17 protein-coding genes are annotated in these 16,925 nt (G+C 33.4%); all 17 read right to left on the bottom strand.

Annotation, left to right across the window (positions count from 1 at the left end; genetic code table 11):
- Positions 1-11: 11 nt before the first annotated feature.
- Positions 12-605, bottom strand: a complete 594-nt coding sequence (locus QM865_RS07565; protein WP_101776528.1) for a dTDP-4-dehydrorhamnose 3,5-epimerase family protein — start codon at positions 603-605, stop codon at positions 12-14.
- Positions 606-1,475: a glucose-1-phosphate thymidylyltransferase RfbA gene (gene rfbA / locus QM865_RS07570; protein WP_101776529.1), complete on the bottom strand. Its 870-nt coding sequence runs from the start codon at positions 1,473-1,475 to the stop codon at positions 606-608.
- A gap of 377 nt (positions 1,476-1,852) precedes the next feature.
- The gene (locus tag QM865_RS07575) at positions 1,853-2,035 is read right to left on the bottom strand and encodes a hypothetical protein (protein ID WP_101776530.1); all 183 of its coding nucleotides are present in this window, start codon (positions 2,033-2,035) and stop codon (positions 1,853-1,855) included.
- Positions 2,036-2,195: 160 nt separating this feature from the next.
- Entirely contained in the window at positions 2,196-2,588 is a 393-nt protein-coding gene (tagD, locus tag QM865_RS07580) for a glycerol-3-phosphate cytidylyltransferase (protein ID WP_033680698.1), read from the bottom strand.
- Between the two features lie 55 nt (positions 2,589-2,643).
- Complete coding sequence (locus tag QM865_RS07585) at positions 2,644-3,792, bottom strand: CDP-glycerol glycerophosphotransferase family protein (protein WP_101776531.1); 1,149 nt, start codon at positions 3,790-3,792, stop codon at positions 2,644-2,646.
- A gap of 79 nt (positions 3,793-3,871) precedes the next feature.
- Positions 3,872-5,137, bottom strand: coding sequence for an O-antigen ligase family protein (locus QM865_RS07590; protein ID WP_101776532.1), 1,266 nt, complete (start codon positions 5,135-5,137; stop codon positions 3,872-3,874).
- A gap of 2 nt (positions 5,138-5,139) precedes the next feature.
- Positions 5,140-6,597 (bottom strand): lipopolysaccharide biosynthesis protein, encoded by a 1,458-nt coding sequence (locus QM865_RS07595; protein ID WP_101776533.1) that lies wholly within the window; start codon positions 6,595-6,597, stop codon positions 5,140-5,142.
- Between the two features lie 11 nt (positions 6,598-6,608).
- Positions 6,609-7,520: a capsular polysaccharide synthesis protein gene (locus tag QM865_RS07600; protein WP_101776534.1), complete on the bottom strand. Its 912-nt coding sequence runs from the start codon at positions 7,518-7,520 to the stop codon at positions 6,609-6,611.
- A 5-nt stretch (positions 7,521-7,525) separates the two neighbouring features.
- Positions 7,526-8,572: a glycosyltransferase family 2 protein gene (locus QM865_RS07605; RefSeq protein WP_101776535.1), complete on the bottom strand. Its 1,047-nt coding sequence runs from the start codon at positions 8,570-8,572 to the stop codon at positions 7,526-7,528.
- Between the two features lie 31 nt (positions 8,573-8,603).
- Complete coding sequence (locus tag QM865_RS07610; RefSeq protein WP_101776536.1) at positions 8,604-9,290, bottom strand: acyltransferase; 687 nt, start codon at positions 9,288-9,290, stop codon at positions 8,604-8,606.
- Complete coding sequence (locus QM865_RS07615) at positions 9,280-10,551, bottom strand: glycosyltransferase family 4 protein (RefSeq protein WP_101776537.1); 1,272 nt, start codon at positions 10,549-10,551, stop codon at positions 9,280-9,282. The genes QM865_RS07610 and QM865_RS07615 overlap by 11 nt, the downstream gene beginning before the upstream one ends.
- Positions 10,548-11,720, bottom strand: a complete 1,173-nt coding sequence (cps2T, locus tag QM865_RS07620; protein WP_101776538.1) for a beta 1-4 rhamnosyltransferase Cps2T — start codon at positions 11,718-11,720, stop codon at positions 10,548-10,550. The genes QM865_RS07615 and cps2T overlap by 4 nt, the downstream gene beginning before the upstream one ends.
- Positions 11,721-11,750: 30 nt before the next feature.
- Complete coding sequence (locus QM865_RS07625; protein ID WP_414306366.1) at positions 11,751-13,118, bottom strand: sugar transferase; 1,368 nt, start codon at positions 13,116-13,118, stop codon at positions 11,751-11,753.
- 15 nt (positions 13,119-13,133) lie between these two features.
- Positions 13,134-13,817, bottom strand: a complete 684-nt coding sequence (locus tag QM865_RS07630) for a tyrosine-protein kinase (RefSeq protein ID WP_261219279.1) — start codon at positions 13,815-13,817, stop codon at positions 13,134-13,136.
- 9 nt (positions 13,818-13,826) lie between these two features.
- Positions 13,827-14,519 (bottom strand): capsular polysaccharide biosynthesis protein CpsC, encoded by a 693-nt coding sequence (gene cpsC / locus QM865_RS07635; RefSeq protein ID WP_101776541.1) that lies wholly within the window; start codon positions 14,517-14,519, stop codon positions 13,827-13,829.
- An 8-nt stretch (positions 14,520-14,527) separates the two neighbouring features.
- Positions 14,528-15,259 carry a capsular polysaccharide biosynthesis protein Cps4B gene (cps4B, locus tag QM865_RS07640; RefSeq protein ID WP_101776542.1) on the bottom strand — a complete coding sequence of 244 codons (732 nt, stop codon included), beginning with the start codon at positions 15,257-15,259 and terminating at the stop codon, positions 14,528-14,530.
- Between the two features lies 1 nt (position 15,260).
- On the bottom strand, positions 15,261-16,706 hold the full coding sequence (locus QM865_RS07645) for an LCP family protein (protein WP_414306367.1): 1,446 nt from the start codon (positions 16,704-16,706) through the stop codon (positions 15,261-15,263).
- Positions 16,707-16,925: the final 219 nt, after the last annotated feature.

The following is a 16,925-nucleotide window of genomic DNA, read 5'->3' on the forward strand; positions in this document are numbered from 1 at the left end:
TTCTTTCCTTTTTACAAATCTTCTTTTTTCAAAGGTTTTACATCCTTAAGTAGTGGATGATTTTTATCTGCTTCTGAAACCTCTGCTTCTGCAAGATTTTCCCATTCAATGCCAAGGCTTGGATCAGCGTAGTTCACAAAGGCATACTTGGGTTTGAGTTCAAGAGCCCAGTAGTCATTGACCAAATAACTATAAGAAACTGTATCTGATAGGACTTGGAAACCATTGGCCACACCTCTAGGAACAAAGATTCCCTTACTTGCATCAATTACTGTTTGATAGGTATTTCCGAAAGTTTCACCCTCGCGTAGATCAACCCAAGAACCCAGAACTTTCCCACCATCTGCTACAGAGATGTACTTATCCCAAGGTTCTGCGTGGAGGCCACGGAGAACATTTTTACGTGAGAAGGATACATTGTTTTGCAATTTTCCTTCTGCAAAGAAAGACTCTGGAAATCCAAGTGGGAGCATTTTTTCCTTTTGGAAATTTTCTTTAAACCAGCCACGATTATCGCCATGAATAGGGATATCAAACTCCAGCATACCTGGAATTGCATCAACCTTGCGTGCTGCAAGCGTCTTTCCGAAAAAATTATCTGTCATCTATGCTTCTCCAATCAAACGAAGCAGATACTGCCCGTATTCATTTTTCTTAAGTGGTTGGGCTAAGGCCAATACATCTTCGCGACTGATATAGCCCATACGGTAAGCAATTTCTTCTAAGTTTGCTACCTGAACATTTTGCATTCGTTGCACTGTCTCGATGTACTGTGAAGCCTCTAGTAAACTTTCATGAGTGCCAGTATCCAACCAAGCAAAGCCACGTCCCATAACCTCAACGGATAAGTCTCCACGATCTAGGTAAGCCTTGTTAACATCTGTAATTTCCAATTCACCACGCAGGCTTGGTTTTATATTTTTGGCAATTTCTACCACATCATTATCGTAGAAATAGAGGCCTGTAACTGCATAATTTGAACGAGGGTGTTCTGGCTTTTCTTCGATAGAAATAGCGTTCATGTCTTTGTCAAACTCAACAACACCAAAGCGTTCTGGATCCTTCACGTGATAGCCAAAGACAGTCGCTCCTGAATCCTTGTTTGCTGCCTTTTGTAACATCTTAGAAAGACCAGGACCGTGATAGATATTGTCACCTAAGATCAGAGCAACGCTATCATCACCAATAAATTCTTCACCAATAATAAAGGCTTGTGCCAAACCATCTGGACTTGGTTGCTCTGCATAAGACAATTGAATCCCAAACTCAGAGCCATCTTGAAGAAGTTCTTTGAATCGATGCAAATCCTGTGGAGTTGAGATAATCAAAATATCTCTAATCCCAGCCAACATCAATGTTGAAAGTGGGTAGTAAATCATCGGTTTATCATAAACCGGCATCAGTTGTTTTGATGCAGCTCGAGTCAAAGGATACAAGCGAGTTCCTGAACCACCCGCGAGAATAATACCTTTCATAGTGGGGTACCTTTCTTTGTTGTTTTAGAGTCAATTCCTATTAATTGTGTACTGCTCTAAAAGGAGAACAATCATCATATTTTTTCATATTATTATCTAAAAATACAGAAAAAACTCTTCTTTATCTATAAAAATTCACTTACTTCATATTACATTTAGCATGAAATAAGCGAATTCTACTTTGTTTGCATACAATTAAAAATCAATTCCTAAGGATGTTTCAAATAACTGTGTAAGAGGCATAATTTCACCATTTCTTAATTTTTCAATGCTAAATTACATAGTAATCAGAGATCCATTAAAAATCTCTAACTTCCTCATCGTAAAAAAATGACAATGAGATACTTATTGATTTCAATTAATTAACAGAATACGAACTAGACAAGTGAGTGCGTCTCCTTAACAAACACTTCCAAGCGTTTACTTTCCTCATTCAGTCGTCGTAATCTACGACTTACATCATCAGATAAGTCATACTCACCATTTAAAATAGATAAAATATGTTGTTTTTCTTCTTCAGTCTTCTCTTCAATAAGTATATCTTTAAAAATTACTACCATTATTCTTACCTCACTTCGATGGTTAAAGTGTCGTTACTTTATTCTATCAAACGTAAGGCGCAAAAACAAGCCATAATCCGATAGAATGGGTATCTCTCTACTCTCAAGTAATTAGACACAAAGACCACAATTTCTTATGTCAGCATTGTTTAATAACATTTCATTCTGACAGATCTTCTTTTATCTTTGTCGTTGATATTTCTTTTGTTCTAGGCAAATAAACTACTTCAACACCTTCTTCTTCAAGATAATCAAATTTACCTTTCCAATCATCACCCATTACAAAAGTATCAATATGGTACTCTTTAACATCTAACTTTTTCTGTTCCCAACTAGTTTCAGGGATTACTAGATCTACATATCGAATAGCTTCTACTAAATTTTTTCTGTGTTCATAGTTAAAGTAACATACTTTATTCTTTTCTTTTAAATTAAACTCATCACTTGAAACAACCACAATCAAGTAATCACCTAGTTGTTTAGCACGTTTCAACAGATTGATATGACCATAATGCAATAAATCAAATGTACCATATGTTATAACTCTTTTCATTCAAAGAACTCCTTTTTCATCATTTATAAAATTCTAATTTTTTCAGTTGATAACCCTATTGTTTTTTTATTTTTTCTTCAATCCAATTAGCACACTGTAATGATGCTTTTCCTCTATCAAAACGAACGTCCTCTAATTCATACAGACGAACTTTTTCATCATATTTACTTCTTTCAAAATCTCTAATAATTTCTATCAACTCATTGTTATGATACGCTCTTGGAAATGGCAATTTATAAAAATTATTATCCAATGGTCTATCGTTCACATACCTTTGATAATCTGGCAAATACAGAAATACTGGACGATTTAATAACATAAAATCAATCGAAGATGACGAATAATCCGTAATCATTACATCTGCACTCATCATCAAATCCTGAGGATTTGAATAGGTTGACACATTTATACAGTTTGTATCCTGTAAATTTATAAAACTAGAATCAACAATTGGATGAAGACGAACTAATATTTTTACATTTTTTCTAAATTTGTTTTGAAAAGCATGTATTAGTTTCGAGTAATCTAAATTATAGGCATCCAACGATCCATCATCTCTGAACGTCGGCATATACAAAACCACCAGTTCATCTAAATCAATATCAAATAAACTTCTAAATTTTATGTTTGTAGTTTTGATTTTTTCACTTTTAAAAAAATCATCATTTCGAGGTAATCCAAATTCAAGAAACTCCACATCCTCTGTCAGCCAAAAATTATTTTGCATCCCCAAAGTTTGAAAGTGCCGACTTGATACGATACCGTCTGTAATCTTTCCATCATACTTCGCCATTCTAAGATAAGTTTTTTTTAGGCTCCCTGCAACACTTTTTTCAATTAACTTTACCCCATCTGAGCCATGCCAAGTTTGAAGATAAATCTGTCCTTTACGCTTCCAAGGTCGATCAGAACAGCGAATATTATCTACCCAAACTCTAGCTGTTAACCATTCATAGAAAGAACGGAAACTTCCATATTTTACTACACGAACACCTTTTGGGACAGAAATTTCTCTATCTTTTGATATCCATACAAGATCTAGATTCTTTTCTCGAGAGACAAGTTCTTCAAGTATATACTTGGGATTATCTCCCAAACCTCTACCACCAAAATTATCAAACACTATTTTATTAGACTGAATAGATAATAAATTCAACGGTAATGTAAAGACTTTTTTTAATAAATTTTTTATATAAAATTTCATATTATTTTTATAAATTACTATTATTCATTAGTGAATTCAAATTTACGGCGTAAGAGCGTAAATTCAAGAAATAAATATTTTATAGTTTCTGAGTTTCTAATTCTGTTTCCGTACTAGTTAAAGAAAAGAGCAGTAGATTTAGGATCCATAAAAAATTATGGTAAATCGAAATATTATCCGTAAACCATATCAGCAGCTGAAACATTGTCAAGACAAAATATATGAATGATTCTTTATGACCAATTTTTACAAATATACGTTTGGCATTTCTATAAAGGAGAGTATAAAAATAAATAAATAATCCTACAAATCCTATCTCAATGTAAGATTTCAAAATGTCATTATGAATCCCCATTGATCCTGTAAGACCATTGATATTTAAAGTCATCCAATTATTATCCATCCATTTTGATACAAAGCCTACCCCTTTCCCCATAAATATAGGCGCAAAGCTATAGGTTGATTCAATTCCCTTCCATAAATCTGTTCTAGCCATCGAATTAATATTATGTTCTTGAATAAATGTATATATAAAGCCAGATTTAATACTATAAATATAAAGGAATATTCCTGTTATAAATACTAAGGAAAAGGCATTTAATAAACTTAAAATTTTTCGTTCTTTCCCTAGTTTGCTCACTTTTTTATAATACCAATAAATTACTAAAAATACTGGTATGATAATTAACATACTCAAAAATACGATTCGTTTAAGACTTAAAAAGAGAATAATAAGAGCTATTAAGATCTTACGAAATACTGCAGAAAAACTATTTTCTTTTATAAAATATTGATACAGATAGTACAGAATAAAGAGAGCTGTAATTGGTGCTACTTCATGCATTTCTAGCACCGAACCATTGAAACTATCATCTGTTAACATCAAAATAAATTGACTAAGTCCTCCTTGACTATAGGCAACAATGATACTAGTTAAGTAACTAAGTGATATTGCTGTAAAAGTGTAATCTACTACTTTTTGTCCAAAAAATTGAAAAACAACCATAGCTTGAAAAATAGCTAATAAGCCAAAAATAGTCATACTTGACAATCTACTAAAATACCCACTAAATTGAACTGGATTCATTACATCTAATAAAACTGAGTAGAAGAAGAGAACAATTGTTGGCATAGCTAATATCTTAGCAAGATGTAATAATTTTTTATTAACAAAAATAACCTTTCCGAGGCTTACTAATAATAAAATGAATAATACAATAATCAAAATACCAATATAATATTTTGTCATGTATGTTACAGGATACAGATGTTGTCTATCTGTAGCTAATTCTAAATACACTAACAATATATACAATACCGCGATTGGATTAAATTTAAACTTCACTATTACTTCCTTTTAAATAAATGAGTACGTTCTAAAAAATTTGTTCGTAAACCAATAATTAAGCTATTTTTTGAAGAAAAGATATACAGAATCAGTAAACTAATATAAATGAAAGCTCCGACTATAATTTCAATAATAAGTGTAAGCAGCGATGTAGGTAAAATACTTGAAATAAGAATTAAAACCATATACATTACTGAACCAATAAGAAATAATATCCCAGCATTTATCAGATATTCTCTGATATGTAAATAATTTCTAGCAATCCACGTTTGATAGCAACATAGAACTAACTCAGCAACGATTGTTCCTATAACAGCTCCCATTGCTCCTATCTTCGGAATCAAAATAATATTAATCAAAATATTAACAATGGCTCCATAAAGCAAGGATATCGTATATTCCTTGTCAAAACTTCGTGGAATTAAAAACTGGGTTCGAATGACATTTCCAAAAGCCGAAAATACTAAAGCCGGTGTCATTCCTGCAATAATTTGGCTACTTGCCCTAAATTCTTCACCCCAATAAACAGGAGCAAAGGTTGCAGAGACTCCTGCTAAACCGAAAGCACAGCCCATTGTAATCACTAAAACGACCCACATCGTTTTAGCAACATATTCTAAACTTTTTTGTTCATCACCTATACTCAGTAAATGTACTGTTCGAGGCAACATTACAGCTCCAAAGGCTTGAATCAAAGCTTTTGGAATACTAATAATCTTATCTGAATTCTCATAAAAAGCAGTTTCCTTCAAACTACTATACATCCCAAGCATTATTTTATCTAAAAACGAAAAAATACTAACCGCTAAGACTGGGAAAAATAAAATAACAATAGGTTTTATATGTTTCTTTATTTTTCCAAGGCTAGGACGCACAAAAGTTACTTGTTTTAATAAAAATGGCCATGTAATCAATTGACCAAGCAGGGTACTCCCCGCCATTATAAAGGTATATAAATAGATATCATTAGGGCTTTTTACAAATGTAAAGATAGATATCAAAGTTAATAATTTAACAAATGAATTCCTAGCAACTGTAATACGAAACTCTTCAAGACCATAAAAAAACCAACTAACATCTGTTGCATACGATAAAACATGTAGTACTTGGATATAGGCTACAATCTGAAAACTATTCACAAATACTATTGCATAAATCAAATATGAGACGGTCATAACTAGTGAACACGTTAACTGAACCGCGTAAATATTCGAAAATTCCTGATTCAAATGTTCTCTACTTGTTCGTACCTGTGCTATTGTCCGATTCCCATAATTAGAAATCCCCAACATGGACAGAATCATAAAGTAAAAAGCAACGGAATAGGTAAAAGAATAAACTCCAATTTGCTCTGCACCTAACACACGAGCTAAGTAAGGTGAGGTAATAAACGGTACTATTACAGCTAAGATCTGATATAGGACATTGTAAACAATGTTTTTCTTTAAACTAGGCAAGATTCTCCCCTCTACTGATTCAGTAAGTAACTGTACAAACTCTCAGATTTATCATTGTAATTTTTTTTATAATTTAATTTATGAAAATCAGAAATTTGACATAATTGCTGGTAACGTTCCTTTGAAAAATCATTATTTAATTCATCAACCATTATATGTGGTGCTGCGTTCGTGTAGGTGGGTACAGACTGCCAAACATCCGAATAATGTTCAGCTACAATCGTGAACAGCAAATGAAAAACAAAATAATGTATTGCAATATTCTCTCTACACCAATATTCTACTAGCAACTTCTTCACAGATAGTATTAAAGGGTGATTTGCTGTTGAAGCAATCATCCAGCTTGATGATGAAATATTTTCTTCGATTGAAGATAGACTCTTATACATAAAAAATGGATTTTTTTCAATTAATTCCTTAATTGTACTACCAGTGCAATAAACTGTGGCATCTAACCAAATACCTCCATATTTAGATAAAATCTCAACACGCAAAACATCTGAAAAATTTGCGTTATTTATGATACCTTTATTCCACTTATACAAAATTTCTTCAGGAATTGTTACATACTGTTGAATAGTCTGAGCCGTTAATACTGTAATTTTATAATCTGGAAATTCTCTTTTAACAGACTTATAACATGATTTCACCAAATCTGGAGCATTCTCCATACCTTGAAACCAGCAAATCCAGATTTGCTTGGGAACTTTTTCTGATAAGTATGATTTATCAAAAGAGTTTGAAATTAAAGAACCGTATTTCTTTTTTAGTATTCTGTAGGCCCTATCTTCAAGTTGCACTTCTCGAATAGCCTTACTCCGAATCCACCACAAGGGCCAACGGTTACGTAAGGCGTGAATAACAACAGGAAAAAACGTTCCATTTTTTAAAGATAGTTTTAATTTTTCTATATTCATCGCCATAAAATCTATACACTCCGATTCCGATATTTTAATAAGGTTAAAGCTAAAAGCAACATCGACATATTATACTTAGCTAATACACAGATCAAACGTTTAGGAAAAGGTAAACGATGGATTGGATAGTGATACAAAACTGCTTTTGAGATAGGATCCTTACAAATCTGTCTAATTCTTTGCAAGCGTTTATGAATTCTAGAACTTTTATATAAGGATTCCTGAAAAATACATAAACGAATATTAGCAATTAAAATTCTCTCGATTCTTTCTTCCAAAATTTCTTGATTAGGTAATCCCTTAACTCTTTTTAATTGCTCGTTATACAAGATTTTATCCAACTCAAATCGATCTTCTTTATATTTCATACTTAAAGAACCAAAGTTTTCACGATAGTAGTATAAAATATCTGGGATAACAAGGGCGGATGTTGCTAATTTTAAACAATCAATTTGAAAAATAGCATCTTCTGAAATGAATTCTCTTTCCGAATGAAATAATAGCCCTTTATCCTTAAACAAAGAACGTTTATATACCCCTTTCCACACTGAAACACCTATCTTTCCATCTCCAATAAATTCTGGTGGTGAAGATATTACATCTGGTAAAAGTTCTGTGAAAATTGAATTATTTTTATAAAAAATGGAATCTAGGCTCTGATCAAGTGGTCCTATAATATTTCCTTCATTATCCACTCGATAAAAATTTTCACTATAAATCACGTCTGCATTAAAACGTTGTAAGTATGTATCATAAATTTCAAGCATCTCATATGAGACATAATCATCCGAATCAACAAAGACAATATAATCTCCTGTACAATTTTCAATACCTGTGTTACGTGCAAAACCAAGACCTTCATTGGTTTTATGTATTACTTTTATCCGATGATCTTTTTTTCCCCATTCTTCACAAAGACTTCCAGATGTGTCAGTAGAACCATCGTTTACCAAGATAAGTTCAAAATCTTTAAAAGACTGATTTACAAGAGTATTTAAACATTGAGATAAATAATTCTCTACATTATAAACTGGAACAACTACACTAAATGTAGGCATAAATTCTCTTCCTTTCAGAAATAGTTAAACACTATCTATAGGCCAGTATTCTAGCTGGTACTCCACCTATGATAACATTATCTGGAAACTGCTTAGTGACAACAGCATTCGCTCCAACAACACAACCTGAACCAATGCTGGACCCATCCAAAAAAACAGCTCCAGCACCAATCCAACAATTATGTCCTACTGAAATTCCCTTTCGAGATACACCTTGTTCAAGAATGAGTTTATCTAAATCACTATAATTATGATTTTCAGCATGAAAACGAACATTCTGACCTGCGATAACATTATCACCAATTGTGATACCTCCAGCAGAACCAAATAAACTATATTCTGAAAAAGATGAGTTCTTACCAACTTTCAAGCCAATCCCCATATTTTTTATAGATCCTGTTCCAATAATTTGAGAATAATCTCCAATCTTCACATTATCTGCAAAATGGATTCCTTCTTTCGACAGTGCATCTATGGACACCTTTTTACCAATTCGAACATTTTTCCCAACAAATAATTTACGCTTTGCTAAGATAGAAACTCCTTGTCCAATGAATAAACGCTTCCCCTTTTGACCAAATCCGATTCCACGTACAAATCCACGAAAGAGTCCAAAACCATAGTTCATACCTCTTTGTAGTATATACGCCATGGGTACATCAGGGTGAATGTCTACTGCTTTTCCTGTAATCTTTTTTATTAAGCTCTCAACTATCATTTATCACTCTTTCATAATACTGAATCACTTCTTTCGAGTGTTCATCTATAGTTTTTAATTTTGTATTTTCTATATCATTTTCTATAACTTTAACTACTAAGTCATTCTGATTTTTAAAAACATGTGTTTCTGGAAGTAAGTCTTTTGATCCAACATTTTCACTCACAAAAACATTTACCCCATAGGATAATGCTTCTACTGTTATCAATCCAAATGTCTCCTTCCACTTACTTGGAACAATAAGAATATCAATATTTTCATAGACACTATCAATCGTTTCCTTGGTAAAATATCCTTTTTGTTCAATGAATGAAGGACATTCTTCATTTGGAAAGTGACCATAAGTTGCAACTTCGTATAACTCTAGGTCTAAAGTTTTAGCAAACTCAATAAAATCAAAATATCCTTTATATTCTTCATCCGGACCAATATAAGCGACTCGAATTTTATCATTTGTAGTTGTCAATCTTTGATGCTGTTTAATTGAACTATTTGTTATAGATAATACTGTACTTTTGGTTGGTTTAATTTCATTTTGCTCATATACATTCTTTGCTAGACTACTATTAAACAAATAACCATCTATCAAATGGAACATCTCATTATAATAGTGTCGAAGCTCACTAAAATCTTGCTCCTCAATAACATCTCGAATAACTAAATTCTTTTTAGATTTTGGATTTTTCCCTAATAGTTTCAAAAGTTTACGAATAGTAGGATAAAATGAAATCTGAAAAAGTCTTAGTTTTTTCACACTTAAAGCATTGGAAGACATAATATTCCATGTTAAGTTTGTATTTTTATCACTATAATCCACCCCATTAAAATAGAAATGAGGTACGGGCGCTAATCCATAATAATCATGGCTCGTAAAAACAACTCTAATATTCATGTTTTTAGCAATCTCGATGAATTCTTTATGTAATCCCATAAACGAATGAATATGGATAATATCGGGTTGTACTTCTTCTAAAAAAGTACTATAAACATTTTTATCACAAGGGGTCATGAAAGCAATTGGACTGGATATCCCCCAAAATAGAGCCAGAGGTAAGCTATTAAGCAGTTCATAACACTCAAACTGTCTTGATGATACCTTCTTTATTCCTACTTTTTTCGAAAGTAACCGAATATTACCAGGATATAGGGCAATCACTTGATGACCTTGAGCAATTTGCTCTAGTATTAAATCCTCAGCATATTTAATCAAGCCACCTGTTCGCTGAGGTTGAAATCCTAAAGTATAATGTAATATTTTCATTTTTTAAATAAATTCTCGTAGTCTGTAACAATCTTTTCCCAAGTGAAAGCATCCGCAATTCTCTGATTTGATTGTCTATCTAACTCATCAATCATTTTTTCATTAAATTGTTCAACTTCCTCAATCACTTGTGATAGTTCGTCTTTTTCCCAATAGATCGCACTTTGCTCCCCAACTTCGCGATTAAAACCAACATCGAGTAGTAAATTTAACTTTGTTGATGCTAATGCTTCCAGTAGCGAAGGATTTGTCCCCCCCACTTCATGCCCATGGAAGTAAGCAAAGGCATTCTCACGAATATACTTCAGAAGTTCTTGGTCGTAGACTGTCCCTACAAATTTCACTCGTGAATCTTTATCAAAACCAGTTTTTGCCAACAACTGATTATAAAATTTATTCTGTTCTACATTTGTAATTAAAACAAAGTCCTTATTAGAGTTAGAAGCCAAAAAGCCACGAATCATAGATTCATAGTTATTCTCTGGAACAAATCGTCCTACAACTAGATAATACTCGTTCTCAGAAACATTCTTCTCTTTGAACCAAGAACGTACTTTTTCGTCACTACTCTTTAATATGGAGCGTGTTGTATCAGTCCCATAAGCGATATAGGTTGTCTTAGGTTGATACTGTTTATAATCTTCTTGGATATATTTTTCAATATTCTTACTATCACACACTAAAAGATCTGCATGTTTGACCATAAGACCTTCGGAAATTTTCCAATAACGACGAACTGGAGCGCTCCACTTAGCTCGTAACCACTCGTGACCATCTGGATTAACTAGAAGAGTCCCACCTATCGCCTGAATTTTTTTCTTAATCCCACTGATGAGAGGACCAATACGACAAGCTAATATATAAAAGATAGGAGCTTCATCCTTATTTTCTTTAGCAATTTCAATCGCTTTGTTAATTGCTGCTATATCATATGCTATGGCTCGCGCCGGACCAATATTGGGGACATCGACGTTATAACAGATAGCACCATTATGTTCAAAAACATCCTCAGTAATCCCTGATTTTGCAGAGTTTTCACGCATACAAGCCACATAATATTGGATAGCCTTGTCTTGTTGGAAGGCTGTTAATTTTTCAACAAAAGTTTCAAATCCTCCATACTTAGCAGGAATTCCTTTTGAACCAATGATATAAACTGACTTTTTCATTTCTCTCCTAATATGATGGATATACAGAAATTACTTCGCTCCATCTCTCATAAATACAACTTTAACAGTTTTTAACAAAATTTCAATATCTTTCCAGATTGTCCAATTATCAATATAAGCCACATCTAATTTTACAACATCGTCAAAATCGGTTATTTTACTACGGCCACTAACCTGCCATAAACCTGTAATACCAGGTTTAAAGCTGAGTCGACGTTTCTGTTCTGGAGTATACTGATCATACTCATCTACTGTCGGTGGACGCGTCCCCACCAAACTCATATCTCCTATAAAGACATTCCAAAATTGTGGCAATTCATCCAAACTGGTTTTACGAATAAAGCTACCAATTTTTGTAACACGAGGATCATTGTCCATCTTAAACATACCACCTTGCATCGTGTTTTGATCCATCAACTGTTCTTTGATAGCTTCAGCATCGATCCGCATCGAACGGAATTTATAAAAGGTAAAATGTCGACCATTTTTCCCTATACGAGTTTGAGCAAAAATAGCTGGTCCGCCATCTTTACGAATCAATGGAACTAAAACTAGACTAGCTATACCAAAAATAATAAGGCCAATAGTGGCACCACAAATATCGAGAATTCTCTTTGAAATCACATGACTGGTTTTATAAAAATTTGTAGAGAAAGTGACTACATTCAATCCTGCCATCTCATGAATTTGTTTATTTCGACCCAAATTCTTATCAAATGCATTAAGATTGACAGTTACATCTATCCCCATTGTCTCAAACTTAGAGATAATTTCTCCAATATCGTAGCTCTCTCCTGGAAGATTAACAAACACCTCATCCACAACTTCATGCGTTGCGAATTCAATAATTTTTTCCTTTTCAATTACAGGTATTTTATCATGTTGAAAATCAGATTTATCCAAAACACTTACTGCTACCAATTTCCATGAAAGTTCATCAGCTTCTAGCAATTTATCAAGAACTTTTTCTATATTTTTTGTTACTGTTAACAGTAAAATTTTCTTGCTATTTTTTAGATTGAAAAATACATGCTTCCAATATTTCTTTACTAAGAAATTTAACAAGTATAAGGATATTCCTTCTAAAGTTAAGAAGTATACCATTCCTCTTCTAGAGATACTAAACCGTTCCTCTATAAAAAAGTTTAATACACTTATAGCTATTGCAAAGAAAAAAATATATCTTATAGTACTATTAAACTCAACTAGGTACCCTCTTTTAAAAAAATTGTTACCATAGGAACTAAAATAGAATACAAAAAAGTGGAGAAGGTATAGTATAACCATCGAAGAACGTTCAATTTCTGTCTCTCTAACAAAGCTAAGAAAATAAACCAATAAAATGACAATAATACTCTGTAATACTGCCAGAAAAATTTTCAATCCTTTTTCATCCATAAAATCTTCCCTAGGTTATTTTTTCCCGTAAGAACCATAACCACCGTAAGAACCATATTTTTCGCGTTGAATATCAAATTTATTGAGAACGACACCTAAAAATGGTTTCCCTGTTTGATCTAATTGTTGTTTTGCTTTTTGGACATCACGTTTATTCGCCTCACCTGTTGCTGTTACCAAGATGGACGCATCACATTTTTGAGTGATAATTGCCGCATCAATAACAATTCCAATAGGTGCTGTATCAACAATAATATAATCAAAATATTTACGCAAGGTTTCAATCATATCATTAAAATTTTTACTTTGTAACAAGGCTGTAGGGTTTGGTGATACAGATCCCGATTGAACTACAAATAAATTTTCAATATTTGTATCACATAACCCGTGAGATAAATCGGTTGTTCCAGATAAAAATTCTGTCAGCCCTGTAATTTTTTCACGAGATTTAAAAACTCCTGACATAACTGAATTTCGAATATCACCATCGATCAAAAGAGTTTTATAGCCTGCACGCGCAAAAGACCATGATATATTTATGGAAGTAGTTGATTTTCCTTCCCCAGGGTTAACAGAAGTAACGGAAATTACTTTTAGTTTATCTCCGCTCAACTGTATATTTGTACACAAGGCATTGTAATATTCTTCTGTCTTCTTAATGAACTCCAGTTTTTTTTGTGCTATTTCTAATGTCGGCATCTCTCTCTCCTATTTCAACTTATCCAAGTTTGGTACAACTCCCAAAAGTGTCATCTGCAGTGCATCTTCGATATCTTCCGGACGTTTCACACGAGTGTCCAAAAGTTCACGAAGAAGAACTATAATACTGGTTCCAATCACCCCAGCCAAAAAACCAATTAGTGTATTGCGTTTAATATTTGGTGAAGACGGTGATATCGCCGGTCTTGCCTCCTCCAGTGTTGTCACATCAGAAACACGAGTAATACTGATAATTTTTTGAGCAGCTACTTCTCTCAAAGAGTTAGCGATACGGCTTGCCTCTTCAGGAACTCGATCATTAACTGAAATAGAGACAATACGGGTATCAACTGGTACTGTCACTTTAATTTTATTAGCCAGACCTTTTGGCGTCAAATCTAGTTTCAAATCAGAAACAACTTTCTCCAAAACATCCTGCGATAGGATAATTTCACGATAGTCTTTAACCAAGTATGATCCTGCCTGCAAGTCTTGATTGGTTAAACCAGACTTCTCTCCCTGATTACGGTTAACTACATAAATCCGAGTCGTACTAGTAAACTCAGGTTTGATAATAAAAGTACTGTAGGCAAAAGCAACTGAAGAAGTTATAATTGCCACTAATAAAATGACCAACTTTCTTTTCCATAAAGCTCTGAATAGTTGAAATACATCGATTTCCAAAGTGTTTTGATCTTTCATATTTTCTCCTAAATTAATTGATCCATTATAATTTTTCTGGGGTTTTCTACAAAAAGTTCCTTCGCTTTTTTCGCTCCATATTTCTTAGCAATGATATCGTATGCCTGTTCCATATATGGAGGTCTACTGTCTAAATTGTGCATGTCACTTGCAACTACATGAACTAAATCACGTTCCAAAAAATACCGAGCTCTCTTTTTCATGAATTTATATCTTTCACCAAAGAGTTTAGGTTTTAAAACATGATAACTATTTATCTGAGTATAGCAACCCATATCAATCAGTTCGCGAACGCGTTTTTCATTATTCTCTAAAGCATCATAACGTTCAATATGAGCAATTACTGGCGTGATTCCCAACATCAAAATATTGTTCAATCCCGTATGAATCTCACGATAGGGAGTGTGCATGCTAAACTCAATCAAAGCATAACGGCTATCATTAAGGGTAGGAATCTCTTTTCTTTCTAGCTTTTCTAGAACATCCAGAGTATAGTATATCTCTGCGCCATAAGCAATGACTAAATCATCTGCTACTTCTTTTGCAATTTCACGAACCTTAATAAAATTTGTTGCAATTTTTTCTTCTGGAGTCTCAAACATCCCTTTTCGACGATGCGAAGTAGATACAATCATTCGAACTCCTTGATTATAAGCTTCTCTTAAAAGCGCCTTGCTATCCTCTATCGACTTTGGCCCATCATCTACATCAAAAACGATATGCGAATGGATATCTATCATTTCATCTACCTTCCATCACATCCTGTATAGCTGCTTTGACTGTAGCTAAACTACTCTCATCTATTTCCATCATATAGAGACTACTGTCTGGCATTGCATAAGAAGGAAGATCCATCCGACCTGTCCCTTTTAAATCTTGAGAATTTACTTTATAATTCCCTCCACTTTCCAATTGAGTATTTACTAGATCCATCATAGTCTCAATCGGCATATTTGTCTGAAGGGAATCCTGCAATCCTTGAAGAATACTACTATAGTTTTTCAAAGCCTCTGTGGAAGTTAACTTCTGAATAATTGCTACAATGACCTTTTGTTGGTTGCGACCACGGTCACGGTCTCCATCGGCTAGTGAGTAGCGTTCACGTACAAAACCTAAAGCTTGTTCAGAGTCTAGATGGACATTTCCCACTGGAAAATGAAACTTCCCATGTAGAGCTGTAAATTCTTGATCGTTATAAACATCTACCCCTCCCAATAGGTCAATCAATTTCAAAAATGAGGTGAAATTCAAACGAACATAATAATTAATATCTACACCATAAAGGTTCTCTAGGGTATGAATAGATGAATCAACTCCATATATACCAGCATGAGTCAATTTATCCTTTTGATTGTTTCCACCATCAGCAATAGGAACATATGAATCTCGTGGAGTTGTTGTAAGAAGGATTCTCTTCGTATCCCTATTGACCGTCATCAGGATATTGACATCTGAGCGCGAAACTGAACTAATGGCACCGTAAGTATCAATACCACTGACATAGATATTAAAGAAGCGATCTTTAGATACCTTAGGGGTCTCAACATCCTTGGTCATTTTTTTAGTGTAAATTTTCTTAATTTTAGAAGCATAATCTGGATACTCTGCCTCAATAATATTTTCAAATACACTATTTAAGACAATGGCTTTGGTCTCTCCAGAAATCAAACTTTTATAAGTTGACAAGTAAGAAGTACTTTTATCAACCGTCAAATCCTTATTTTGACTCGTCTTAATATCAGAGATTAGCTTTTGAATATTCTCATTATCCGTACCTGTTGGCCCCATAACACTGGATAATTGTGTGACATTATTGATATCACTATCCTTTAAAACGACGACACTGAGAGAATACTCTGAATAATTTGAAGTTGCATTAATATGACTTGTAAAGCCTATAAATTGCTGCAGAGTAAATAAAGAAACAGAACTCACTAAAACAGCTAGTGTCAAAAAGAAAATCGTGAACTTTTCTGCTTTTTTATAGATTATTAATAATGCAGCAGTCACAGCAACCATCACGGCAAAAACTGCGACCACTATATTAACGTACCTGAAAGCAAGTATATTGTACTTAAAGATTAAGAACAATAAAAAACCAACTAACAATAAATAAATAGTCAACAAAACTATATTAACACTTCGCTTCACTTTCTGTGAACGTGATTTTTTAAAACGTCTACTCATGATTAACACCTATACATTTAATGCTACTATTATATCACTTTTTTACGGTAAGTTCTACATTTACCTAGTTTATATAGTCGCTTAGTTCTTTTGCTAACTTCTCAAAGTAACTTCCACTTGCCTGACCAAAGTGGAAATTAGTCTAAAACGGATTTTTATGGTGGAATTAAGTATGAGACGTTTGAGTTAGAAATGAGGTCTACTATGACAAAACATAAA

The sequence above is a fragment of the Streptococcus mitis genome (genome assembly GCF_047462815.1).
Lineage (GTDB): Bacteria > Bacillota > Bacilli > Lactobacillales > Streptococcaceae > Streptococcus > Streptococcus mitis_DO.

Coding starts and splice junctions, on each gene's coding strand:
- QM865_RS07565 (WP_101776528.1), bottom strand. CDS start 605: ATGACAGATAATTTTTTCGGAAAGACGCTTGCAGCACGCAAGGTTGAT.
- rfbA (WP_101776529.1), bottom strand. CDS start 1,475: ATGAAAGGTATTATTCTCGCGGGTGGTTCAGGAACTCGCTTGTATCCT.
- QM865_RS07575 (WP_101776530.1), bottom strand. CDS start 2,035: ATGGTAGTAATTTTTAAAGATATACTTATTGAAGAGAAGACTGAAGAA.
- tagD (WP_033680698.1), bottom strand. CDS start 2,588: ATGAAAAGAGTTATAACATATGGTACATTTGATTTATTGCATTATGGT.
- QM865_RS07585 (WP_101776531.1), bottom strand. CDS start 3,792: ATGAAATTTTATATAAAAAATTTATTAAAAAAAGTCTTTACATTACCG.
- QM865_RS07600 (WP_101776534.1), bottom strand. CDS start 7,520: ATGGCGATGAATATAGAAAAATTAAAACTATCTTTAAAAAATGGAACG.
- QM865_RS07605 (WP_101776535.1), bottom strand. CDS start 8,572: ATGCCTACATTTAGTGTAGTTGTTCCAGTTTATAATGTAGAGAATTAT.
- QM865_RS07610 (WP_101776536.1), bottom strand. CDS start 9,290: ATGATAGTTGAGAGCTTAATAAAAAAGATTACAGGAAAAGCAGTAGAC.
- QM865_RS07615 (WP_101776537.1), bottom strand. CDS start 10,551: ATGAAAATATTACATTATACTTTAGGATTTCAACCTCAGCGAACAGGT.
- cps2T (WP_101776538.1), bottom strand. CDS start 11,720: ATGAAAAAGTCAGTTTATATCATTGGTTCAAAAGGAATTCCTGCTAAG.
- QM865_RS07625 (WP_414306366.1), bottom strand. CDS start 13,118: ATGGATGAAAAAGGATTGAAAATTTTTCTGGCAGTATTACAGAGTATT.
- QM865_RS07630 (WP_261219279.1), bottom strand. CDS start 13,817: ATGCCGACATTAGAAATAGCACAAAAAAAACTGGAGTTCATTAAGAAG.
- cpsC (WP_101776541.1), bottom strand. CDS start 14,519: ATGAAAGATCAAAACACTTTGGAAATCGATGTATTTCAACTATTCAGA.
- cps4B (WP_101776542.1), bottom strand. CDS start 15,259: ATGATAGATATCCATTCGCATATCGTTTTTGATGTAGATGATGGGCCA.
- QM865_RS07645 (WP_414306367.1), bottom strand. CDS start 16,706: ATGAGTAGACGTTTTAAAAAATCACGTTCACAGAAAGTGAAGCGAAGT.